Consider the following 24,928-nt stretch of genomic DNA (forward strand, 5'->3'; position numbering starts at 1 on the left):
TCGCGGGTCCGGGCGATGGGCGGGGGCGAGCGCGACAGCCGACGCGGGGCGTCACGCGTGTCGTGCCCGCGTTCAGCTGCCGCTCGGCTGCCAGGGACGGCACAGTCCCACGAAACATGCGACCGCTGCGAACGCGCACACCAACTGTACGGCGGTCATGGGCACCGCCGTGTCCTCCCCCGCGATCCCCGCCAGCGGGGAGGCGACCGCACCCATGAGGAAGAACGAGGAGCCGAGCAGGGCGGAGGCGGACCCGGCGGCGTGCCCCGTCCGACTCATCGCGAGAGAGTTGGCATTCGGCTGGGTGAGGCCCATCGCCGAAGACAGGACGAGCAGTCCGGCCGCCATGGGCACGAGTCCCACTTCGCCGAGGACCCCGGATGCCATGGTGAGGAGCACGGTCGCCGCTACGGTCATCAGCCCGAGGCCCACCGCCATCAGACTGCCCGTGCGGAACCGGCCGACCAGCACCTTGCCGTTGAGCTGACTGACGACGATGAACCCCATGGAGTTGAGGGCGAACAGAAGGCTGTAGGTCTGCGCGGACGCACCGTAGACCCCCTGCACCACGAACGACGACCCGGAGACGTAGGTGAAGAGCGCGGCGAACCCGAACGCGCCGGTGAGGAGGTATCCGGTGAAGATCCGGTCGGCGAACAGGCCACCCATCGTACGCAGTGCCCGGCGGACACCGCCGTCGTGCCGCTGATCGGCCGGCAGCGTCTCGTCCAGCCAGCGCCACACGGCGAGGACGAGCAGCAGTCCGAGGACGGCAAGGGCGACGAAGACGCCCCGCCAGTCGGTGAACCGCAGCAGCTGGCCACCGAGGACGGGACCGAGGATCGGAGCGGCCCCGGAGATCGCAGTCAGGGTGGAGAAGAAGCGGCTCATCTCGACACCGTCGTACAGGTCACGGACGACAGCTCGTGCGATCACGATGCCGGCGGCCCCGGCGAGGCCCTGCAGCAGGCGGAAGCCGATCAGAAGCTCGACGGTGGGGGCGAGAGCGCAGATGGCCGTGGCCATGACGTAGACCAGCAGACCTCCCAGGAGGGGGCGGCGCCGCCCCCACCTGTCGCTCATCGGACCGACGACGAGCTGGCCGAGGGCCAGGCCGATGATGCAGGCGGTGAGGGTCAGCTGGGTGGCGGAGGGGAAGCTGTGCAGCGCTTCGGTGACCTTCGGCAGGGCCGGGAGGTACATGTCGGTGGAGAGCGGGGGAAGAGCGGTCAGCCCGCCGAGCACCAACGTCGTGAGGAGGCTCGTACGGCGCTGGGTGGAACCACGGTGGGTACGGTCCGAGGGTTCGCCAAAACCATCGGCATCGGCGGAACCGGCAGTAGTCGAAGGGGGTATGTGGTCCGGGACGGATGGCTGACTGGCCTGCGGCATATGGCCCTCCATGAGTGGGCGAATCGCTTCGATGCTGTCAGCGGTCAAGAAGGGTTATGCCTAGTAAAAAAGGCCATGCCTTCCGGTCCACGGATGGACGTACGGGGTCAGCCGGACAGCTGTGCCGCCGTCTGCTTGGCCCAGGCCTCGGCGCGCCTCCTGCGGTTCTCGCGCACTGTGCGGGATACGAGTTCGTCGACCACTTCACGGGTGGCCGGATGACGGAAGGCGTAGCGCAGGGCACCCGTGACCGACGGGTGCCGGGAGCGGCGCAGGAAGCCGCGACGCTCAAGGTGCTCCAGCCAGTAGGCCACTTCGGCGCAGTCGAGTCCGCCGACCGCGGCGACGCCCTCGGTGCAGCACACGCCGCCCAGAGCGGCGGCGTTGACGAGGACGGCCTTGGCGACGGGCGGCAAGGTGTCGAGATGGGAGGCGACGACTTGCCGTACGTGGCGCGGAAGTCGCGGCGGTCCCGCCGGGCGGGCAGGCGCCACGGTGATCAGTTCGCGCGCGTACTCCACGGCGTACAGGGGGTTGCCGCCGATGCGGGCGAGCAGGTCGCGCCGGAGGTCAACGGTGAGGTCGCGGCCGGTGGGGGCCAGTAGGGCGTCGAGCAGTGCGGCCGTGGAGGTCCCGTCGAGCGGATCGAGGGTGAGGGTGAGGGCGTCGCGCCGGCCGCCTCCCCAGGTGGGCCTGCGGTCGAGGAGTTCGGGCCGCGCGGTGACGGCGACCAACAGCGACACGGGGCCGGCGGCGTCGGCGAGTTCGGTGATGAGGTCCAGGACGGGGTCCGGCGCGCGGTGCAGGTCCTCCAGGAGGAGCAGGAGGGGGCGCTCGGCGGCGAGGCCGGTGAGCAGCAGCCGCCAGGCAGTAGCGAGGTCGGGCCATTCGGCAGGGGCGGGTGGCTCGGTGCGCAGCAGTGGGGCGAGGCGGTCGATCAGCCAGGCGCCGCGGTCACCGGTGCCGAACAGGGCGTGGACGGTGCGAGTGAGGGCGTCGCGGTCGGACTCGTCCTCGTTGCGGTGGGTTCGGGTGGCGGAGGCCAGAGTGCGTTCCAGTAGGGCCAGTGGCCGTTCGCAGTCGTACCAGGAGCTGTGGCCGATGACGACACCGTAGCCGTGCGGGGAACGGCGGGCGAGACGGGACAGTTCGTCGCCGAGGCGGGTCTTGCCCGCGCCGGCCACGCCGAGGACGGTGACGAGGCAGGGCCGCTGCTTGCGGACGACGTCGTCGAGCACCCCGCGCAGTTGTTCCGTCTCCCGGTCCCGGCCGACCAGCGGGGGCGGGGCGCCCGCGCCGGCGGGGCGTGGTCCGAGAGGTTCGCAGGCACCGTCGGGTCCGGCCGGGCCGTAGGCAACGGCGCGTTCGCTGCCGGCACGGGTCGTGGCGCACACCCGGATGCCGCCGGGTGGCACGATCTGAAGGAGATCGGTGCAGCTCTTGGGTACAGCGCCGTTCACGACGGGTACCGCGCCGGTGCCGTCGGCGGCGCAGGTGACGACGACCTCGCCGGTGGCGACGGCCACGCGGGGCGCGGAGCGGCCGTGGACGGGGACGGGGCCGCCGGCGCCGTACTGGCGCAGTCTGCGCAGGATCGCCAGGCCGGCCCGGACGGCGCGTTCGGCATCGTCCTCGCGGGTACGGACGACGCCGAACAGGGCGAAGGTGACGGGGCCGAGGACGCCGGATACCTTTCCGCCGTGCCGGGCGACCTCGTCGCGGATGGCGGCGGCGAGATCGCCGGACAACCGGGCCTCGTCCTCGGGGTCGCCACCGAGCCCCTTGCCCAAAGTGGTGCGCACCAACAGCATCGACAGCTGTTTGCGCTGCTCTGTGAGGGCGCCGGCGGGTGCGGCGGGGTATGGGGGGCCCACAGCGGTGGACGGGGCGGGGACCGTCGGCCGGGCCGTCTGCCGGGGTCCGTAGCCGACCGGGGCGACGGGCACCGCGGGCGGCGTCGGGCGAGGTGCGGCCGACGGGCCCGTGGGACGGGGAAGGGCTCGGCGGGTCTCGCCGTCGAGGGCGATAATGGCGAGCGCGTCGGGCTGTCCGAGGACGGGATCGTGATCGAGCACGGCGCGTTCCACGGCGTGCAGTGCCCGGCCGGGTTCCAGGCCGAGCCGGGAGGCGAGCGCGGTCCTGGTGCGGCCGTAGGCGTCCAGGGCCTCGGTCTGCCGGCCGCAGCGGTACAGGGCGAGCATCAGCTGGGCGCAGATCCGCTCGCGCGCCGGTTCCTGTTGGGCCTGGGTCTCCAGGTCCCCGAGGATGTCGAAGTGCCGACCGCAGGCGAGTTCGGCCTCGTACAGGTCCTCGCGGGTGGCCGAGCGGGCCTGGGCGAGGGTGCGCAGTTCGGGCCAGTCGGTGCCCGACTCGGCGAGGTCGGCGAGGACGGGGCCGCGCCACAGGTCGAGGGCGGCGCGCAGGGTGCGGGCGGCGGAGGTCCAGGCGCCTGCGGCGAGGTCGGCGCGGCCGCGGTCGGCGAGGGCGCGGTAGGTGGTCAGGTCGAGGTCGTCGCCGTCGACGCGCAGCAGATAGCCGGGGGCGTGGGTGAGGAGGACGGGGCCGCCGCGGGTGTCCTCGGTGGCGAGGAGGCCGCGCAGGGCGGACACCGCGTTCTGGAGCATCTTCCGCGCGGTGGGCGGTGGTTCGCCGTCCCACAGGGCGCGCATCAGGGCGCTGGTCGCGACGACCTCGTTGGCGTGCAGGAGCAGATGGCCGAGTGTGGCCCGCTGTTTGATGCCGCTCAGCACGACCGGGCCGCTGTCGCCGAGTACCGTCAGCGGGCCCAGCACCTGGAATTTCATGCCGGTGTCGCTCCCGTCCGCTCCGGCCCGCAAAACAATCGTAAGGACCGGCAGGAGACGAAAGACACGATGAAAAGGGACGGCTCCCTCTTCCGGTGTTCCCGTCCGGTTTCCCCGAATGCGCCGAGCCGATTTCCGGTGCCGTTCTTGCCGTTCTCCGAGGTGTTTTCGATGAACCCGTACGACCGTTCTCCGGGTCTCGCACCAAGCCCGGAGAACGGCCGTCGGACATTCACCCTCTGGATACGGAAAAGATGCTATCGGCGATCCGGTGGGGCGGTCACTGGGGAAAACACTGGTCGTGGACCGACGTCAGGAGGCCCGCCAGCGCAGTGCCCTGTCGGCGATCCACAGCGACGCCACCGAGGCGACGGCCAGGACGGCCACGTCGAGGACGAAGGTGCCGTCGATGTCCCCGGTGACGCTGTGCCGGATGGCGTCGGCGCCGTAGCTGGTCGGCATGGCGTAGCTGATGACGCGCAGCGCGAGCGGCAGGGACTCCATCGGGATGAGCAGCGGGGCGCCCAGCAGCAGCAGGAAGTTGAGCATGTAGGTGACGATGGAGATGAGCTCGATCCTGTCGATGAGGCTGCCGATGACAAGGCCGAGCGCGGCGAGCGGCAGAGTGGTCAGCGGATACACGAACACCAGCGTCGGCGACAGCGTGAGCTTGATGTCGTAGAGCACCTCCACGGCGAGCAGGGAGGTGAGCAGGCCGGGCGCGATGAGCAGGAGGCGGGCGGCGACGAACGCCATCACGAAGGCCACTTTGCTGATGGGCAGCGAGGCGTAGTACATCATCGAGCCCTCGGCCTTGATGGCGCCGATGCGCTGGGCGATGGCCGTGGTGCCGAGCGCGGCGATGGAGAACACGCCGGAGCCGCTGGCGATGTACAGCAGGCTGGACTGGTCGGTGAGCCCGCTGCCGATGCGGGAGAAGCCGAACACCATCGTCAGCGGCATGAAGATGCCGAAGACCATGTGGACGTGCCAGGACGTGCGCACGATCAGCATGTGCTCGAACCACAGGTACTTGAAGGACCTGCCGAAGGTGGCCAGCCGTGACCCGAGGGTGCGCCGGGGGGGCCGGGCGGGGGCCGGGGAAGGCGGTGCCGGCCGGGGAGTGCGGGCGGCGGGCAGCGGTGCGCGCCGGACAGGGGCGGGTGGGGTGGTCGCGGGTGCGGTGGCGTCGGGGGCCGCTTCGGGTTCGGTGCCCAGGGCGCCGACGGCGGCGAGTTCCTTGACGGGGGGCGGTGGTTCGGGTGAGTCGGTCGGCTGGGGTGCCGGCTCGGGCTCGGCCGGCTGCTCCGATTCGCCGACGGGTGCGGGCTTGAGGCTGAGGTAGACGTCCTCCAGGGTGGGCCGGGCGAAGCGGAAGTCGTCGACGCGGGTCACGCCGAGGTCGTTGACCAGGACTTCCAGCAGGGGCTGGATCCGGTCGGGCGGTGCCGTGACGAGGTAGCTGCCGGGGCGGTCGCCGGGCGTGACGAGTCCGAGCCGGCCGAGCCGGGCGGCCTCCACGTCGGTGAGGTTGCCGCCGTCGCGGACGAACAGCTCGAGCCGCGCCCGAGCGCCGGTCTGCTCCTTGAGTTCGCCGGGGGTGCCCATGGCGGTGATCCGGCCGGCGTGCATGACGGCGACCCGGTGGACGGCCTTCTCCGCCTCCAGCACGTTGTGGGTGACGAGGACGACGCTCGTGCCGTCCTCGGCGGCCCGGCGCTGCACGATGTCCCAGATCAACCGCCGGTTGTGCGGGTCGAGTTCGTTGGTGGGCTCGTCGAGCACGATGAGTTCGGGCCGGCCCATCAGGGTCATGCCGAAGTTCACCAGCCGCATCAGCCCGCCGCTGAGCCGCTCCACCTGCCGGTCGGCGTAGGGCCCCAGACCCAGCTCGTCGATCAGTTCGTCGGTCTGGCGCCGGGTGTCCGCCTCGCTCTGGCCGCGCAGCCGCCCCGTGTAGTGCAGGGCCCGGCGCGCCTCGATCAGCCGCATCGACAGTCCGCGCTGCGGCAGGAAGCCGACGGTGGACTTCACCAGCTCGGGGTGGCGCACCACGTCGAAGCCGTTGACGGTGATGGAGCCGGAGGTGGGGCGCACCAGCCCCAGCATCTGCAGGACGAGCGTCGTCTTGCCCGCGCCGTTGGCACCGAACAGGCCGAACACCTGCCCGCGCGGCACGTCGAACGTCAACCCGTCGTTGGCTCTGATGAGTTCACCGCCCCGCCCGCGATAGGCGCGTACGAGATCACGCACCTCGATGGCCGGACCGTCGTCCGTCTTGACCATGCCCACGTCTCATCGCCTCTTCGGCTCAGGGACCCGGCCGTGCCGCTGGTCCGCTGTTCGTGTACCGGTTTCGCCCACGCTAGGCGGGGCGCGGCGGGGGACATCAGTGGAAGCTCTCCATCCCTCGGTCACCCGCCGTCGAGTTCGTCGTCGAGGAAGGCGAACATCTCGTCGTCCGACAGGGTGTCCATGTCGAGCTCCTCCGCCCGCTCCGGGTCGTTCGCAGCCCGCTCCGGTGCCGTGGCCGCCGAGGCGGCGAGGGCGGACCAGCGCGTCCGCAGGACGTCGAGCCGTCCCGCGATCTGCCGGTGCGCCACTGAGTCGGCGGCCGGTTCCGGCAGGGCCGCGATCATCCGCTCGACGCGTTCCAGAGCGGCCAGCAGGCCGTCGGCCCCGGTCCGCTGGGCCTCGGGCGCGAGCAGCGCGTACAGGTGCCGGGCGACCGCCTCCACAGTCGGGTGGTCCAGGGCCAGGGTGGCCGGCAGCCGCAGGCCGGTCGCGGCGCTGAGCGCGTTGCGCAGTTCCACCGACATCAGCGAGTCGAACCCGAGGTCGCGGAACGCCCGTTCCGGTTCGAGGTCCGTCGTGCCGCCGGGCCGGTGGCCGAGGACGCGGGCGGCCTGGTCGCGCACCAGCTCCAGTACGGTCGTACGCCCCTCGGTCTCGTCCAGCGTCGCGAGTCGTGCCACGAGCCCCGGATCGGTGGCCCGGGCCGCGGACCGGCGTACCGGTACCAGCCCTCGCAGCAGCTCGGGCACGTCGTCGCGGGCGCGCAGCGCGGCCACGTCGATCCGCACCGGCAGCAGCACGGACTCCGCGGTCGAGGCGGCCCGGTCGAACAGGGCCAGGCCCTCGTCGGTACGCAGCGGCGGGAAGCCGGCCGCACGCATCCGCTCGACGTCGCGGGCGCCGAGCGCGCCGGCCATGCCGTCCGGCTGCTGCCACGGTCCGAAGGCCAGGGAGCGGCCCGGCAGGCCGAGCCGGTGACGGTGCCGTACGAGCGCGTCCAGGAAGGCGTTCGCGGCGGCGTACGCACCTTGCCCGGCGTTACCGAAGGTGCCGGCGGCGGAGGAGAACATGGTGAACGAGAGGACGTCCGGCAGCAGTTCGTGCAGATGCCAGGCGGCGTCGGCCTTGGGCCGCAGGACCGCGGCGACGCGCTCGGGGGTGAGATGCGCGACGGTGGCGTCGTCGAGGACGCCCGCCGCGTGCACCACGTGGCCGACACTCCGGCCGGTGAGGGCGGCCGTGAGGGCGTCCCGGTCCGCGACGTCGCAGGCCACCGCCTCGACGCGGGCGCCCTGCCCGGTCAGCTCGGCGACGAGGTCCGCGGCGCCGGGCGCGTCGGCGCCACGCCGGGACAGCAGGAGCAGGTCGCGTACGCCGTGCCGGGCGACGAGATGCCGGGCGAGGACGGCACCGAGGCCTCCGGTGCCGCCGGTGACGAGCACGGCTCCCCCCTCGGCGAAGGGGAAGTCGGCGTCCGGCCGGCTGGAGCCGGTGTCGAGGGTCACGCGCTCCAGCCGTGGCACCAGCACTTCGCCGTCCACCACGGTCACTTCGGGCTCCGTGACGCTCAACGCCCGGGCCAGGCGGGTCGGTTCGCCGGGCACGTCGAGCAGGGTGATACGGCCGGGATGCTCGCTCCGCGCCGAGCGCAGCAGCCCCCACGCCGCGGCGGCACCCGGCTCCGCCCCCGTGGTGGCCCCGCGCGCCAGGACGACGAGCCGTGCCCCGGCGAGCCGTTCGTCGGCCGAGAAGGTCTGGGCGAGGGACAACGCCGCACGAGCGTGGGCGTGCGCGGAGCCGGCCGGATCGTCGCCGGTTTCCCGCACCGGAGCGAGCACCAGGCCGTGGTGCGCGGCCACGGCGGCGAGATCGTCGTACGCCACCGCCTTGACGCCGGCCGCGGTCAGCTCCCCGGCGACATCCTCGGGCAGTTCTCCGAGTACGGCGATCTCGGCGGGCACCTCGGCCGCGGACTCGCCGGCCGGCGTCCACGCGGTGCGCAGCAGTGCGTCCGGAGCGGCGGCGGAGGCGGCACCGGCCATCCGGTCGCCGTCGACGGGCCGTACGGTCAGCCCGCCGACGGTGAGGACGGCCCCGCCCTCACCGTCGGCGACCTCGATGCGCACGGTCCGCTCCGCCGTCCGCTCCAGCCGGGCGCGCACCGTGCGGGCACCCGAGGCGAACAGGGCCACGTCCTCCCAGGAGAACGGCAGCGCCGTACCCTCGTCGCCGCCCGCGCCGGTGAAGCCGGCCGCGTGCAGCACGGCGTCGAGGAGGGCGGGGTGGACGCCGTAGCCCTCGGCGTCCGTCTCCGGTTCGAGGGACACCTCGGCGAACACCTCTTCGCCGCGCCGCCAGGCGTGCCGCAGCGCGCGGAAGGACGGCCCGTAGTCGAAGCCGGCGTCCGCCAACGTGTCGTAGTGCGTGGCGAGTTCGACGGACTCGGCGCCTTCCGGCGGCCATACGGCGGTGCCGGGGACCGGCTCCTCGACGCAGGCGTTGGTCAGCACGCCGTGGGCGTACGCGGTCCAGGGGGCGTCCGTTGCGTCCCGGTCGGGGCGGCCGTGCACCGTGAAGGTGCGCCGCCCGGTGTCGTCGGCGCCGCCGACCCGCAACTGCAATCCGACGGGTCCGCCGTCGTCGGGCAGCACGAGCGGAGCGACCGTCGTCAGTTCCTCGACGCGTCCGGCACCGAGTTCGTCGCCGGCCCGGATCACCAGCTCGACCAGGGCCGCACCGGGGACCAGGGGCCGGCCGAGCACCGTGTGGTCGGCGAGCCAGGGTTGCGCCTGCGGCGCGAGCAGGCCGGTGAACACCGCGCCGTCGCCGTCCGCGAGCACCATCGCCGCGCTGAGCATGGGATGCCCGGCGGGCAGGAGCCCGGCGGAGCGTACATCGCCGGCACCGGGACCCGTACGGGGCTCCGGCCAGAAGCGCTGCCGCTGGAAGGGGTAGGTGGGGACATCGGTGAGACGGGCGCCGGTCCCCGCGAAGTACGCCGCCCAGTCGACGGGGACACCGTGCACGAAGAGGTGCCCCAGTGCGTCGGCCAACGCCTCTTCCTCGGGGCGGTGGTGGCGCAGGGCCGCGACCGCGAGGGCCGTTTCGGGGGCGGACCGCTGTACCAGGGCGGTGAGGGTGGCGTCGGGGCCGATCTCCAGGAAGCGGGTGACGCCCTGCTCGGCCAAGGTGTGCACGCCGTCGGCGAACCGGACCGTCCCACGGACGTGCTGGACCCAGTAGTCCGCCGTGTCCGCGGCGGCGAGGTCTCCGGTGAGGTTCGAGACGAGGGGGATGCGCGCCTCGCCGAAGCGCACTGGGGAGATCGCCGCGCGGAACTCGTCGAGCATCGGGTCCATCAGCGGCGAGTGGAAGGCGTGCGAGACGTGCAGCCGGGTGGTGCGGCGGTCCTGCGGCAGGGCGGCGGCGACCGCGAGAACGGCCTCTTGGGCGCCCGACAGCACGAGCGCGGACGGCCCGTTGACCGCCGCGATGGACACCTCGTGGGTGAGGAGCCCAGTGACCTCGTCCTCGGTGGCCTCCACGGCCAGCATCAGGCCGTCCTTGGGGAGAGCCTGCATCAGCCTGGCGCGGGCCGACACCAGCACGCATGCGTCCGCCAGCGACAACACGCCCGCGACGTGGGCCGCGGCGATCTCCCCCACGGAGTGCCCGGCCACGAAGTCCGGCCGTACGCCGAGGGATTCCGCCAGGCGGTACAGGGCCACCTCGACGGCGAAGAGCGCGGGCTGCGTGAACTCCGTACGGTTCAGGGCGCTTTCGTCCTCGCCCCACATCACGTCCCGCAGTCGTGGGTCCAGTTCGGCCAGGACCTCGTCCAGCGCCTGAGCGAACACCGGGAAACGGGCGTACAGTTCGCGGCCCATGCCGAGCCGCTGGGCGCCCTGGCCGGAGAACACGAACGCCACCGGGCCGTCGGCCGCCACTCCCCTGGCGCCTGCCGTCGTCCCGTCCGCCGACGGCAGCAGCACCGCGCGGTGAGCGAAGGAAGCCCGGCCGGTCGCCGCCGTGAGGCCGACGTGCACCGACGGCTCGTACGGCTGGAGTTGCCGTATCCGTGCGTCGAGCGCCTCTTCCGAGCGGGCCGTGACGACGAGGGGGACGACGCGCTGGGTGTCGTCCGCGAGGGGCTCTTGCTCGGGGCCGGCTTCGAGGACGACATGGGCGTTGGTGCCGCTCAGGCCGAAGGAGGAGACAGCGGCCCGGCGCGGGCGGTCGCTGTCCGGCCACGGCACCGGTTCCCGGACCAGTTCCACCGCGCCCGCCGACCAGTCCACGTGCGCGGAGGGAGCGTCGACATGCAGGGTGCGCGGGACCGTGCCGTGCCGCATCGCCAGCACGCTCTTGATCACACCGGCGACACCGGCGGCGGCCTGGGTGTGGCCCAGGTTGGACTTCACCGAGCCCAGCAGCAGCGGCTGTTCGCGATCCTGACCGTAGGTGGCGAGCAGGGCCTGCGCCTCGATCGGATCGCCGAGCCGGGTGCCCGTGCCGTGGGCCTCCACCACGTCGACGTCCCGCGCCTCGAGTCCCGCCGACGCCAGCGCCTGGCGGATCACCCGTTGCTGCGACGGGCCGTTCGGCGCGGTCAGCCCGTTCGACGCGCCGTCCTGGTTCACGGCACTGCCCCGGACGACCGCCAGGATCCGATGGCCGTGGCGCACGGCCTCCGACTGCCGTTCCAGCAGCAGCATGCCGACGCCCTCGCCCCAGCCGACCCCGTCGGCCGCGTCCGCGAACGCCCTGCAGCGGCCGTCGGGTGAGAGTCCGCCCTGCCGGGAGAACTCCACGAAGGTCGTCGGCGTCGACATCACCGTCACACCACCGGCCAGCGCCAGCGGACACTCGCCGCTGCGCAACGCCTGCGCCGCCAGGTGCAGAGCGACGAGGGACGACGAACACGCGGTGTCGATGGTCACGGTCGGGCCTTCGAGGCCGAGGGCGTAGGCGACGCGGCCCGACGCGATGCTCGGCGCGCTGCCGTTGCCCCGGAAGGCCTCGTACTCCTCCCCCGGCAGCAACTCCCGGTAGTCGTTGTACATCACGCCCGCGAACACACCCGTCCGGCTGCCGCGCAGCGACGTCGGGTCGATACCGGCCCGCTCGATCGCCTCCCACCCGGACTCCAGCAACAGCCGCTGCTGCGCATCCGTCGCCAGCGCCTCCCGCGGACTCATCCCGAAGAACTCCGGATCGAACCCGGCGACGTCGGCGAGGAAGCCACCGGCCCGGGTCGAGGACGTGCCGCTGTGCTCCGGATCGGGGTGGTAGAGCCGCTCCAGGTCCCAGCCCCGGTCCTCGGGGAAACCGGACACCGCGTCGACGCCCTCGGACACCAGCCGCCACAGGCCCTCCGGCGACTCGACCCCGCCCGGGTAACGGCAGGCCATGCCCACGATCACCACCGGGTCGTCCGAGAGGTGCGTCTGGGGCGGGAAGTCGGCCGGATCCGTGGTCGTACCCGCCGACTGCTCGCGCAGGTACGTCGCCAGTGCTTCGGCCGTCGGGTGGTCGAAGACCAGCGTGGCGGGCAGCCTGAGGCCCGTCGCCGTGGCAAGGGCGTTCCGCAGTTCGACCGCGGTCAGCGAGTCGAAGCCCAGGTCGCGGAAGGGACGCCGGGGTTCGACGGCCCCGGCGTCGTCATGGCCGAGGACGGCCGCGGCGCGGGCGCGGACCACGTCGAGGAGCACGGCCCACTGTTCCTCCCCGGTCTTCCCCGCCAGGCGACCGGGGAGGTCGCCGGCAGTGGTCGTACGGGTCCGGAACAGCGTGCTCAGCAGCGGCGGGACGTCGGTCCGCGACCGCAGGGCCGCATGGTCGAACCGTACGGGTACCACGACCGGTGTCTCGTCGGCCGTAGCGGCGTCGAACAGGGCCAGGCCCTCCTGGACGGAGAGCGGGCGGAAGCCGGATCGGGCCAGGCGCTCGCGGTCGGTGCGGTCGAGGTCGCCGGTCATGCCGTCGGTCAGCTGCCACGGCCCGTAGGCGAGGGAGGTCGCGGGCAGGCCGAGGGCGCGGCGGCGGGCGGCCAGGCCGTCGAGGTAGGCGTTGGCGGCGGCGTAGTTCGCCTGGCCGGCGCCTCCGAAGGTGCCGGCCGCCGAGGAGAGCAGGACGAACGCCCGGACATCGGGGAGGAGTTCGTGCAGGTGCCGTGCGGCGTCGGCCTTGGGGCGGAGGACGGCGGAGAGGCGTTCGGAGGTGAGGGAGGTGAGAACGCCGTCGTCGAGGACGCCCGCCGTGTGGACGACGGCGCCGATGGTGCGGTGGGTGAGCAGGTCGGCCAGTGCGGCGCGGTCGGCCACGTCGCAGGCGGCGATCTCCACACCGGCTCCGTACTCCGTCAGTTCGGTGCGGAGTTCTTCGGCGCCCGGGGCGTCCGCCCCTCGCCGGGACACGAGCAGAAGGTCGCGTGCGCCGTGGTGGGTGACGAGGTGGCGTGCCAGAGCCGCGCCGATGCCGCCGGTGCCTCCGGTGATGAGCACGCTGCCCGGCCGCGTCCAGCTGTCCCGGGCCTGCGTGGTGCCGGGCTCGTGACGGGTCAGGCGCGGTGCGAGCAGCTCCGTACCGCGGACGGCGATCTCCGACTCGCCGCCCGTGTCGTAGGCGGCGAGAAGCCGGGCCGGGGGCGGGAGGTGTGGCGTGCCCGGGTCGCGGGTGAGCAGGGCCAGGCGGCCGGGGTGTTCGTTCGCCGCCGAGCGGACGAGGCCGCGGACGGCTTCGAGGACGGGGTTGTCGTCGTCGGCGGTGACGACGACCAGGCGGGACGTGGCGTATGCCGGGGCCGCGAGCCAGGTGTGGAGGAGGTCCAGGGTGTGCCGGAGCGTGGTGTGCAGGTCGTCGGCGGTGATCTCGGTGAGGACGAGTGCCCCGGCAAGCAACGTTTGCCCGTTGAGGAGCGGCGTTCGGTGCGTGCTCTCGGCGTGCCGGCCGGAAGCTCTCGTACTGGACGTACTTGGGCTTTCGGCCGGTGCGGCGAGAGGGCGTGCCGGGCGTCGCGACGGGGCGAACGTTGCCTGTCGGGGCACTGGGCTGGGTGCCGTTGTGGTGCCGTCCAGGGCGTGCAGGATCTCGGCGCCCTGGGGCGCCCAGGGCGGGGCCGAACCCGTGGTGAGTACGGCCGTACGAGCGGCCGGCGCCGCTTCGAGATCCGGCACCGGCGCCCAGGTGCGCCGGAACAGCGCGTTGGGGACCGTCGTAGGGGTCTCGGACGGCGGCCGGGTGACGAGGGAGCCGACGGAGGCCACCGGTGTTCCCGCGGGATCGGTGACGGTGAGGCGGACGGTGTCCTTGGCCGGGTCGCGGACGATGTGGGCGCGCAGCACGCGTGCGCCCGTGCCGCCGTGCAGGTCCAGGTTCTGCCAGGCGAACGGCAGTCCCGGCGTGCCGCCGGTGAAGACGGCGGCGTGCAGCAGGGAGTCGAGCAGGGCGGGGTGCGGGCCGAAGCCGTCGGTGTCCGTGTCGTCCGGCAGGGCGGCCTCGGCGAACACCTCGGCGCCGCGCCGCCTCACGGCGGTGAGCGCCCCGAACGGCGGGGCATAGGTGAGGCCCGTGTCGGCCAGTTCGGCGTAGAAGCCGTCGAGGTCGACCGGCTCCGCGTCGCCCGGCGGCCACGGGACGGCCGCGCCGGACTCGGGGGCCTCGGCGGTGGCGGCGAGCAGACCGGCCGCGTGGCGCAGCCAGGGGGCGTCGGGGTCGTCGCCGGGCCGGGAGGAGACGGTGACGGGGCGCAGGCCCAAGTCGTCGGGCTCGGCGACGGACACCTGGAGGGTCACGGCGTCGCCGTCGGGCAGATCCAGGGGCTGGGCGAGGGTCAGTTCGGTGATGTGCCCGTGGCCGAGTTCGGCGCCGGCTCGGGCGACGACTTCGGCGAGCGCGGTGCCGGGCAGCACGACCCGGCCGGCGACGCGGTGGCCCGTGGTCCAGGGGTGGGTCGCGGTCGAGACGCGGCCGGTGAACAGGGCGGCGTCGGTGTCGGCGAGGCGGACCGCCGCGCCCAGCAGCGGGTGGTGCACGGCGGTCAGTCCGGAGCCCCGGACGTCACCGCGGGCGGCCCCGGCGGCCGGCCAGTAGCGGCGGTGCTGGAAGGGGTAGGCGGGCAGTCGCGTGCGGCGGGCGCCGGTGCCGGCGAAGAGCGCGGGCCAGTCGATGGGCACACCGGTGGTGAACAGCCGGGCCAGCGCGGTGACCAGCGTGCTCTCCTCGGGGCGGCCCGAGCGCAGCAGCGGCACGGCGAGGGCGTCGGCGTCCTCGGGCAGGATCGACTCGACGAGCGCCGTGAGCGCGGCGGTGGGGCCGACCTCGACGTAGGCCCGCACGCCGGTGCCGGCCAGCGTGCGGACGGCGTCGCCGAAGCGGACGGTCTCGCGCACCTGCCGCACCCAGTGGCCCGGGTCGGTCAACTCGCCTTCCCTCGCGGCGGTTCCGGTCACGGTGGAGACGACGGGCAGGCGTGGCGGCTGGAAGTCCAGGCCGTCCAGCGCCTCCCGGAAGGCGGACAGCATGGGATCCATGTGTGCCGAGTGGAAGGCGTGGCTGACCGGGAGGCGGGTGGTGCGCCGGCCGGGGAGCGCGGCGAGGGTGGCCTCGACGGCGGCCAGGTCGCCGGAGACGACCACGGCGGCGGGCCCGTTGACGGCGGCGAGGGCCGCCCCGGCCGTGAGGTGCGGCCGTACGTCGTCCTCGTCGGCCTCGACGGCGACCATGACCCCGCCCTCCGGCAGGGCGTCCATCAGCGTGGCCCGTGCGGTCACCAGGCGGCACGCGTCGGGCAGCGTCAGGACCCCGGCGACGTGCGCGGCGGCGATCTCGCCGACGGAATGCCCGGCCACCACGTCGGGGCGCAGTCCGAGGGACTCCAGCAGCCGGTACAGGGCGACCGCGACGGCGAATTTGGCGGGCTGGGCCGCGCCGGTGCGGTTCAGCGCGGCTTCGTCGGTGCCCCACAGCACCTCGCGCAGACCGGGGTCGAGCAGGGCCAGCGTCTCGTCGAGGGCGGCCCGGAACACCGGGAAGCGGTCGTACAACTCGCGTCCGGCGCCAAGGCGTTGGGCGCCCTGGCCGGAGAAGAGGAAGGCCGTCGGGCCGGGTTCGGCGGCCACTCCCCGGGCAATCTCCACGGGGCTGCCGGTGCCGGTGTCGGTGGCGAGGGCTACGGCGCGGTGGGGGAAGGCGGTGCGAGCGGTGGCCGCGAGGGTGAAGCCGGCGTCCAGGACGTCGTCGCGGGAGGCGAGTTGGACGGTACGGGCGTCGAGGGCGGCTGCGGTGCGGGCGGACAGCACCCACGGGACCACTCCCGGCGTCACGGCCACGGAGTCCCGCTCGGGCTCGTCCTCCTGGGGCGGGGCCGCCTCCAGGATGAGGTGGGCGTTGGTGCCGCTGAAGCCGAAGGAGGACACGGCGGCCCGGCGCGGCCGGTCCGTCTCGGGCCACGGTGTGTCTTCGCCCACGGGGCGTACGGCGCCCGACGCCCAGTCCACGTGCGTGGACGGGCTCTCGGCGTGCAGGGTGCGCGGCACGACCCCGTGGCGCAGGGCCAGCACCGACTTGATGACGCCGGCGACACCCGCCGCGGCCTGCGTGTGCCCGATGTTGGACTTGATCGAGCCCAGCAGCAGGGGCCGTTCGCGATCCTGACCGTACGTCGCGAGCAGGGCCTGCGCCTCGATCGGGTCGCCGAGCCGGGTGCCGGTGCCGTGGCCCTCGACGGCGTCCACGTCGGCCGGGGACAGTCCGGCGGCGGCCAAGGCCTGGCGTATGACGCGCTGTTGGGCGGGTCCGTGGGGGGCGGTCAGGCCGTTCGAGGCGCCGTCCTGGTTGACGGCGGAGCCGCGCAGGACAGCCAGCACCGGGTGCCCGTTACGGCGGGCGTCGGACAGGCGCTCCAGCACGACCAGGCCGACACCTTCGGCCCAGCCGACGCCGTCGGCCTCGTCGGAGTACGCCTTGCAGCGGCCGTCTGCGGCGAGCCCGCCCTGGCGGTCGAACTCGACGTAGGTCGAGGGGGTCGCCATCACCGTCACGCCGCCGGCCAGGGCGAGGGCGCACTCGCCGCCGCGCAGTGCTTGGGCGGCCAGGTGCAGGGCCACGAGTGAGGAGGAACAGGCGGTGTCGACGGAGACGGCCGGTCCCTCCAGGCCGAGGGTGTACGCCACCCGGCCGGAGGCCACGCTGTGGGCACTGCCGGCGCCACGCAGGCCGGCGTAGCGCTCACCGGTGAGGAGCGTGCCGTAGTCGCCGTACATGACGCCGGCGAAGACGCCGGTACGGCTGCCCCGCAGCGACACCGGGTCGATGCCCGCGTCCTCGACGGCCTCCCAGGAGACCTCCAGGAGGAGTCGCTGCTGCGCGTCCGTGGCGAGTGCCTCGCGCGGGCTCATGCCGAAGAAGTCGGCGTCGAAGTCGCCGGCATCGGTGAGGAATCCGCCGCGCCTGGTCTCCTCCCAGCCGCGCTCGGCGGGTACGTCGCCGATCGCGTCGACGCCGTCGGTCACCAGCCGCCACAGGTCGTCCGGGGAGCCGACGCCGCCGGGGAAGCGGCAGGCCATGCCCACGATCGCCACGAGGTCGCCGTCGGTGGCTGCGCTCCGGGCGGCCGGTTCCGCGGCGGCCGGGGCCGGGCCGCCGGTCAGCCGCTCGTGCAGGTGCGCGGCGAGGTCGGCGGCCGTCGGGTGGTCGAAGACGAGGGTCGCGGACAGCCGCAGGCCGGTGGCGGCGGCGAGGCCGTTGCGCAGCTCGATGGCGGTCAGCGAGTCGAATCCCAGATCGCGGAAGGGCCGCCTGGGATCGACGGCGTCGGCACGGCGATGTCCCAGGACGCGGGCGACCTGCCCCCGCACCAGGCCGAGCAGCTCGCGCCGCTGTTCCTCGGGCCCGAGTCGGCCCAGTGCCGCCCCGATCCCCTCACCACCGGGCACGGACGGCGCTGCGGCGGTACGGCGCCGGTCGCGGACGAGCCCGCGCAGCACCGCGGGTGCGGCGGACCCGGCGGCGCTCAGTGCCTGTGTGTCGAGGCTCAGGGGCAGCACGACGGGTTCGTCGCCGGCCAGGGCGGCGTCGAAGCGGGCGAGTGCCGTCGCCGACGGCAGGGGCAGCAGCCCGGTGCGGGTCATGCGGGCACGGTCGGCGTCGGTGAGGTGCCGCGTCATCCCGGCGGAGGCCTCCCAGGGGCCCCAGGCCAGGGACAGCCCCGGCAGCCCCGCGGCACGCCGCTCGCGTACGAGGGCGTCCAGGCAGGCATTGGCGGCGGCGTAGTTGCCCTGTCCCGCGCTGCCGAGCACACCGGCGGCCGACGAGAACACCACGAACGGCACGTCGGTATCCACGAGTTCGTGCAGATGGCGGGCGGCCTCCGCCTTAGGCCGCAGCACGGCCGCCACCCGCTCCTCGCTCAGCGCGGTGACCACCCCGTCGTCGAGCACCCCGGCCGTGTGCACCACACCACCGAGGGTCCGCCCGGCCAGCAGCCCTGCCAGCGCGTCGCGGTCGGCCACGTCACAGGCGGCGACCTCGGCACGGGCACCGGCCCGCGTCAGCTCGGCGACCAGGTCGGCGGCGCCCGGCGCGTGAGGGCCACGGCGCGAGACCAGCAGCAGGTCCCGCACACCATGCCGCTCGACGAGATGCCGGGCCACGGCGGCACCGAGTCCTCCGGTGCCGCCGGTGACCAGGACGCTGCCCCGGTCCCAGGCCGGCGACCGCCCTTCACCGGCCGTCACCCGGACCAGCCTGGGCACCAGCACGTCCCCGCCCCGCACGGCGACCTCGGGCTCGGCATCGTCCAGGAGCAGGCCGAGCGCGCTGTGCAGCGCCCGCGGTGCCGGATCGGTGACGGCGAGCACGGCCAGTCGGCCGGGGTGCTCGGCCGCGGCCGACCTCAGCAGTCCGCGCACGGCGGCGACGGCGGGATCGTCGGTGTCCCGCGTGACCAGGACCAGTCGGCGCCCGGGCTCTTGAGCGAGGGCACCCTGGAGCAGCGCCAGGGCCTTCGTAACGGCGGATCGCGCTTCCGGCCCGGCCGGCGGCAGCACCAGGACCTCGGCCTCCGCGCCGTCCTCGGTCACGACGAGGCCCGCGTCTCGCAACGCCGCGCTGAGCGTGCCGTCGTCGTCCCCGCGGACGCACAGTGTGCCGGGGCTGCGGGCCGCCTCCGCGGCGGGCACCCACTCGACGCGATAGAGCGACCCGGCCGTGGCCGCCACGTTCAACTGTTCCGCGGTGACGGCACGGACCGCGAGCGCGTCGGCACCGGCCACGGGCTGCCCCGTCGGGTCGGCGAGGGTCACCCGGACGCGGCCGGGCGCGACGAGGGCCAGCCGCGCCCGCACCGCCGTGGCGCCTTCGGCGTGCAGCGTGACGCCTTCCCAGGAGAACGGCACCACACCGTCCCCGACCAGCAGTGAAGTGCCTTGCAGAGCGGCGTCGAACAAGGCGGGGTGTACAGCGAAGCCACGCGGCCCGGTCCCTTCGGGCAGCTCGGCCTCGACGAAGACCTCGTCACCGCGCCGCCAGGCGGCGCGCAACCCTTGGAAGGCGGGGCCGTATCCGAACCCGGTCGACGCCCGGTCGGCGTAGAAGGTGTCGAGCGCGACGGGCTCGGCACCGGTCGGCGGCCAGGCCGCCAACTCCCGTTCCGGTGCGAGTACTTCCTGCTCGCTGTCCAGCAGCCCGGTCGCATGGGCGGTCCACGGCGCCTCCGCGTCGCCCTCCGGACGGGACCGCACGGTGACCGCCCGGCGCCCGTCCGCGTCGGCCGGGCCGACTGTGACCTGAAGTCGTACGGCACCCTCAGTGGGCGCCACCAGCGGCGTGCCCAGAGTCAGCTCGGCGAGACGGCGACAGCCGTACTCCGCACCGGCACGCAACGCCATTTCGGCCACGGCGGCGCCGGGAAGCAGGGAACGCCCGTGCACCGTGTGGTCGGCGAGCCAGGGATGCGTGGCGAGCGACAGCCGACCGGTCAGGACGATGCCGTCGGAACCGGCCAGGGGTACGGCCGCGCCGAGCAGCGCGTGTCCGACGGGTTCCAGGCCCAGGGCGACGGCGTCCTTGATCGACGGCGAGGGCTCCGGCCAGAAACGCCGACGCTGGAAGGGGTACGTCGGTACGTCGGCGGGGCGGGCGCCGGTGCCGGTGAAGAGGGAGGGCCAGTCGACGGGTGCGCCGTGGGTGAAGAGGTGGGCGAGGGCGGTGAGGGCGGCGGGCTCTTCGGGCCGGTTCTTGCGCAGGAGCGGGGCGATGACGGTGTCTTCGGGTGCTGTCTGCTCGATGAGGGCGGTGAGGGTGCTGTCGGGGCCGATTTCCAGGAAGCGGGTGACGCCCTGGTCGGTGAGGGTGCGGATGCCGTCGGCGAAGCGGACGGTGTCGCGGACGTGCTGGACCCAGTAGTCCGCCGTGTCCGCAGCGACGAGATCTCCGGTGAGATTCGACACGAGCGGGATGCGCGGTGAGTGGAAGTGGAGATCCGAGATCGCCGCGCGGAACTCCTCCAGCATCGGGTCCATCAGGGGTGAGTGGAAGGCGTGCGAGACCCGCAGCCGGGTCGTGCGCCGGCCGCCGGGCAGGGCGGCGGCGACCGCGAGAACGGCCTCCTCCACACCGGAGAGCACAATCGCGGAGGGCCCGTTGACCGCAGCGATGGACACCTCATCGGTGAGATACGGCGTGACCTCGTCCTCCGTGGCCTCGACCGCGAGCATGAGCCCGCCTTCGGGCAGCGCCCGCATCAACCGCGCCCGCGCCGACACCAGCACACACGCGTCCACCAACGACAGCACACCTGCGACATGCGCGGCGGCGATCTCACCCACGGAATGGCCCGCCAGGTACTTCGGGACGACACCGAGGGAGGTCACCAGCCGGTACAGCGCCACCTCGATCGCGAAGAGCGCGGGCTGCGTGAACTCCGTACGGTTCAGGGCCTCCTCGTCCTCACCCCACATCACGTCCCGCAGGGCAGGGTCCAGCTCGGCCAGGACCTCATCCAGCGCCTGAGCGAACACCGGGAAACGGGCATACAACTCCCGCCCCATATTGAGGTGTTGAGCACCCTGACCGGAGAACACGAACGCCGTCGGGCCCTCGGCCGCCACTCCCCTGGCCGCCTCAGTGACACCCTCCGTGGACGCCAACAGCACCGCCCGGTGCGCGAACCGTGCACGGCCGCCCGCCAGCGTGTAGGCGACGTCCACCGACGGCTCGCCCACCCGCAACAGCTCGACCTGCGCATCCAGCGCCTGCTCCGACCGAGCCGACACCACCAACGGCAGAACGCCGAACTCACCCGACACCGACGTCGGTTGGAGTTCCGGTCCCGCCTCCAGGATGACGTGCGCGTTAGTGCCACTGAGACCGAAGGAAGACACCCCGACCCGACGCGGCTGCCCGGTCTGCGGCCAGGACACCGGCTCCCGGACCAGCTCCACCGCACCAGCCGACCAGTCCACATGCGACGACGGAGCATCCACGTGCAGGGTGCGCGGGACCATGCCGTGCCGCATCGCCAGGATCGACTTGATCAGACCGGCGACACCGGCGGCGGCCTGGGTGTGACCGAGGTTGGACTTCACCGAGCCCAGCAACAGCGGCCGTTCACGATCCTGACCGTACGTCGCGAGCAGCGCCTGCGCCTCGATCGGATCACCGAGAGTCGTGCCGGTTCCGTGCGCCTCGACCACATCGACGTCCCGGGCACTCAGCCCGGAAGCAGCCAGCGCCTGCCGGATCACCCGCTGCTGCGAAGGACCGTTCGGCGCCGTCAGCCCGTTCGACGCACCATCCTGATTGACCGCCGACCCCTTGACCACCGCCAGAATCCGGTGACCCTTACGCACCGCATCCGACCGCCGCTCCAACAGCAGCACACCCACACCCTCGGCCCAGCCAACCCCGTCGGCCGCATCCGAGAACGCCTTGCACCGACCGTCCGGCGCCAACCCACCCTGCCGGGAGAACTCCACAAACGTCGTCGGCGTCGACATCACCGTCACACCACCGGCCAACGCCAACGAACACTCACCCGACCGCAACGCCTGCGCAGCCAAATGCACCGCCACCAACGACGACGAACACGCCGTATCGATCGAGACGGATGGTCCTTCCAGGCCGAGGGTGTAAGCGACGCGGCCGGAGACGACGCTCGGGGAGCTGGCGTTGCCGCGGAAGCCCTCGAATTCGGGGCCGGCCAGCAGGTTGGCGTAGTCGTTGTACATGACGCCCGCGAAGACGCCGGTCTGGCTGCCGCGCAGTGACGTCGGGTCTATGCCCGCCCGCTCGATCGCCTCCCACCCGGACTCCAGCAACAGCCGCTGCTGCGCATCCGTCGCCAACGCCTCCCGCGGACTCATCCCGAAGAACTCGGGATCGAACCCGCCGACGGCGTTCAGGAAGCCGCCCTCGCGGGCGGACGAAGTGCCCGTGTGCTCCGGGTCGGGGTGGTAGAGCCGGTCCAGGTCCCAGCCACGGTCCTCCGGGAACCCGGACACCGCGTCCCCGCCCTGGGACACCAGCCGCCACAGATGCTCCGGTGACGACACGTCGCCCGGGAACCGGCAGGCCATGCCCACGACCACCACCGGGTCGTCGGCCACCGACGCCACCGGAGCAACCGGGACCGCCGCACGCGACCCGAGCACCTCGTCCAGCAGGAACCCGGCGAGCGCGTGCACGGTCGGATAGTCGAACACCAGCGTCGCGGGCAGCCGCAGCCCTGTCACCGACTGCAATCCGTTGCGCAGTTCGACAGCGAGCAGTGAGTCGAAGCCCAAGTCGCGGAAGGACCGCGAGTCGTCGAGGCCGGCCGGGCTCTCATGGCCCAGGACCAGCGCCACCTGCCCCCGCACGAGGTCCAGCAGCACCTCACGCCGCTCCACCTCGTCCAGACCGGTGAGCCGCTGGAGCAGGCCGCCCGACGCGACCACCCGACGACGCGACCGCACCAACCCGCGCAGCATCGCGGGTACGGCACCGCGTTCGCGGATCGTGCGCAGGTCCATCGGGATGGGAAGGACGACGGCCTCGTCGTGGGCCATGGCGGCGTCGAAGAGCGTGAGCCCTTGCTCGCGGGTCACGGCGGGGAAACCGGTGCGGGCGAGACGTTCGCGTTCGGCGGGGGCGAGATCGCCCGTCATACCGGTGCCGCCGAGATCCCACGGCCCCCACACGAGGGATACGGCGGGCAGACCGAGGCTGCGTCGGTGCTCGGCGAGGGCGTCCAGGAAGGCGTTGGCGGCGGCGTAGTTGGCCTGTCCGGTGCCGCCGAAGGTGCCGGCGGCCGAGGAGACGAGGACGAAGGCCTGGACGTCGGGCAGGAGTTCGTGCAGGTACCAGGCCGCGTCGGCCTTCGGGGCGAGTACGGCGTGCAGTCGCTCGGGGGTCAGGCCGCCGACGAGTCCGTCGTCGAGTACGCCCGCGGCATGGACGACGGCCGAGATCCGCCGCCCGGCCAGGGCATCGGCCAGCGCGTCACGGTCGGCGACGTCGCAGGCCACCGCGTCGACCCGGTCCGCCCCCCACTCCTCCAACTCGGCAGCGAGTTCGGCAGCCCCTGGCGCGTCCGCACCGCGCCGCGACAGCAGCACCAGCTCGCGTACACCATGAGATCGCACGAGATGCCGGGCCAGGACCGCACCGAGACCGCCGGTACCGCCGGTCACCAGGACCGGGCCGGCGTCCGTCCAAGGGCCGGCCGAGTCGGCGGGCGCGGGGGCCCGCACGACCCTCGGGACCTCGCATCGGTCTTCGTGTACTGCTGTTTCGGGCTCGTCGAGGGTCAGCGCCCGGCGCAGCCGGTCCGTCTCGATCGCGTCCTCGGCGGGCCAGGACAACAGGACGACACGCCCGGGGTGTTCGTTCTGCATCGTGCGCAGGAGGCCTCGTACCGCACCGAGGGTCGGTTCGGACATGCCTGTGGTGGTCACGACGAGGCGGGCGTCAGGGTGCCTCTCCTGGTCGAGCCACTCCTGAACAAGCTGAAGAACACGGGTCGTTGCGTCATGCGTGGCTGTGACGACATCGTCGTCAGCGGCGGTGCCGGCTGCCACGAGGGCGAGGACGGCACCGGGGAACGAATCGGGGACAGAGGCGAGATCGGCGTACGCGGTGGCGCCCGATGTCTCGGCGAGCCGGGCGGCTTCGTCGCCGCCCACAACGGCGAGAGGACCGCTGTAGTGCTCCGTCGCGGCGACCTGCGTCCACGCGATCCGGTACAGGTCGCTGCTCGTCCGGCCCGGTGAGAGACGGTCGTCGGCCGGGCGGACGGCCAGACGGCTCACCGACGCGACCGGGTTGCCGTCCTCGTCGGCCACGGTCACGGCGATGCTGCCGGTGCCGGTGCCGGTTCCGGTGCGCACGAGTTTGGCCCGCACCGTGGAGGCGCCGGTCGCGTGCAGGGACACGCCTTCCCAGGCGAACGGGAGCAGGCTGCCCGCCTCCTCGGCGTCCCCTCCTGTGAAGGCGGCGGCGTGGAGCACGGCGTCCAGGAGAGCAGGGTGCAGCCCAAATCCGCCGGTCGGAACATGCTCGGGCAACTCGGCCTCGACGAACACCTCATCGCCACGGCGCCATACGGCGCGCAGGCCCTGGAACACCGGCCCGTACGCGAAACCGTCCTCGGCCCGCGCCTGGTAGAAACCATCTAGATCCAGCGGCCGCGCCTCGGCGGGCGGCCACTCCGACACGTCGAGCATCTGCGGGGCGCGCTCCTGCGGAGCCAGCGTCCCGGAGGCGTGCCGGGTCCAAGGCAGGTCGTCGTCAGCCGTGTCGCGGCGGGAGTGGACACCGACGGAGCACCGGCCGTACTCGTCCGCGGCACCCACGGCGATCTGAATCCGTACGGCCTCACGCGGGCAGAGGATCAGGGGCATGCTGAGGGACAGTTCCTCGACGCGGCCGCATCCGACCTCGTCACCCGCACGCAGCACCAGGTCCAGGAAGGCGGTTGCCGGCAGCAGGACGTTGCCGTGCAACTCGTGGTCGGCGAGCCAGGTCTGCGTACCTGCCGAGAGGCGGCCTGCGAGAACCACCCCCTCGGACTCCACCAAGGGCACGACCGCGCCGAGCAGGGGGTGCCCGACAGGGGTCAGGCCCAGTGCCACGGCGTCCTGGAGGGAGGCGGTGACGGCGGGCCAGTAGTTCTGGCGTTGGAAGGGGTAGGTGGGGGCGTCGGTGAGGCAGGCGCCGGTGCCGGTGAAGAGGGAGGGCCAGTCGACGGGTGCGCCGTGGGTGAAGAGGTGGGCGAGGGCGGTGAGGGCGGCGGTCTCTTCGGGCCGGTTCTTGCGCAGGAGCGGGGCGATGACGGTGTCTTCGGGTGCTGTCTGCTCGATGAGGGCGGTGAGGGTGCTGTCCGGGCCGATCTCCAGGAAGCGGGTGACGCCCTGGCCGGTGAGGGTGCGGATGCCGTCGGCGAAGCGGACCGTGTCGCG

General features: G+C 73.3%; 5 protein-coding genes. 1 reads left to right on the plus strand and 4 read right to left on the minus strand.

Annotation, left to right across the window (positions count from 1 at the left end; all coding sequences use genetic code 11):
- Positions 1 to 72 precede the first annotated feature (72 nt).
- From AB0I77_RS48640 to AB0I77_RS48655, 4 genes are all read right to left on the minus strand, one after another.
- Positions 73 to 1,392, minus strand: a complete 1,320-nt coding sequence (locus AB0I77_RS48640; protein ID WP_363289410.1) for a multidrug effflux MFS transporter — start codon at positions 1,390 to 1,392, stop codon at positions 73 to 75.
- 107 nt (positions 1,393 to 1,499) lie between these two features.
- The gene (locus AB0I77_RS48645; RefSeq protein WP_363289411.1) at positions 1,500 to 4,196 is read right to left on the minus strand and encodes a BTAD domain-containing putative transcriptional regulator; all 2,697 of its coding nucleotides are present in this window, start codon (positions 4,194 to 4,196) and stop codon (positions 1,500 to 1,502) included.
- Positions 4,197 to 4,508: 312 nt separating this feature from the next.
- Positions 4,509 to 6,482 (minus strand): ABC transporter ATP-binding protein/permease, encoded by a 1,974-nt coding sequence (locus AB0I77_RS48650; RefSeq protein ID WP_363289412.1) that lies wholly within the window; start codon positions 6,480 to 6,482, stop codon positions 4,509 to 4,511.
- 128 nt (positions 6,483 to 6,610) lie between these two features.
- A complete protein-coding gene (locus AB0I77_RS48655; RefSeq protein ID WP_363289413.1) occupies positions 6,611 to 24,601 on the minus strand; it encodes an SDR family NAD(P)-dependent oxidoreductase in 17,991 nt (5,996 codons plus the stop codon).
- A gap of 123 nt (positions 24,602 to 24,724) precedes the next feature.
- Between AB0I77_RS48655 and AB0I77_RS48660 the strand changes: the two genes are divergently transcribed.
- The coding region (locus tag AB0I77_RS48660) for a hypothetical protein (protein ID WP_363289414.1) at positions 24,725 to 24,928 on the plus strand (204 nt) is incomplete at its 3' end.

The sequence above is a fragment of the Streptomyces sp. NPDC050619 genome (assembly GCF_040654815.1).
Taxonomy (GTDB): Bacteria; Actinomycetota; Actinomycetes; order Streptomycetales; family Streptomycetaceae; genus Streptomyces.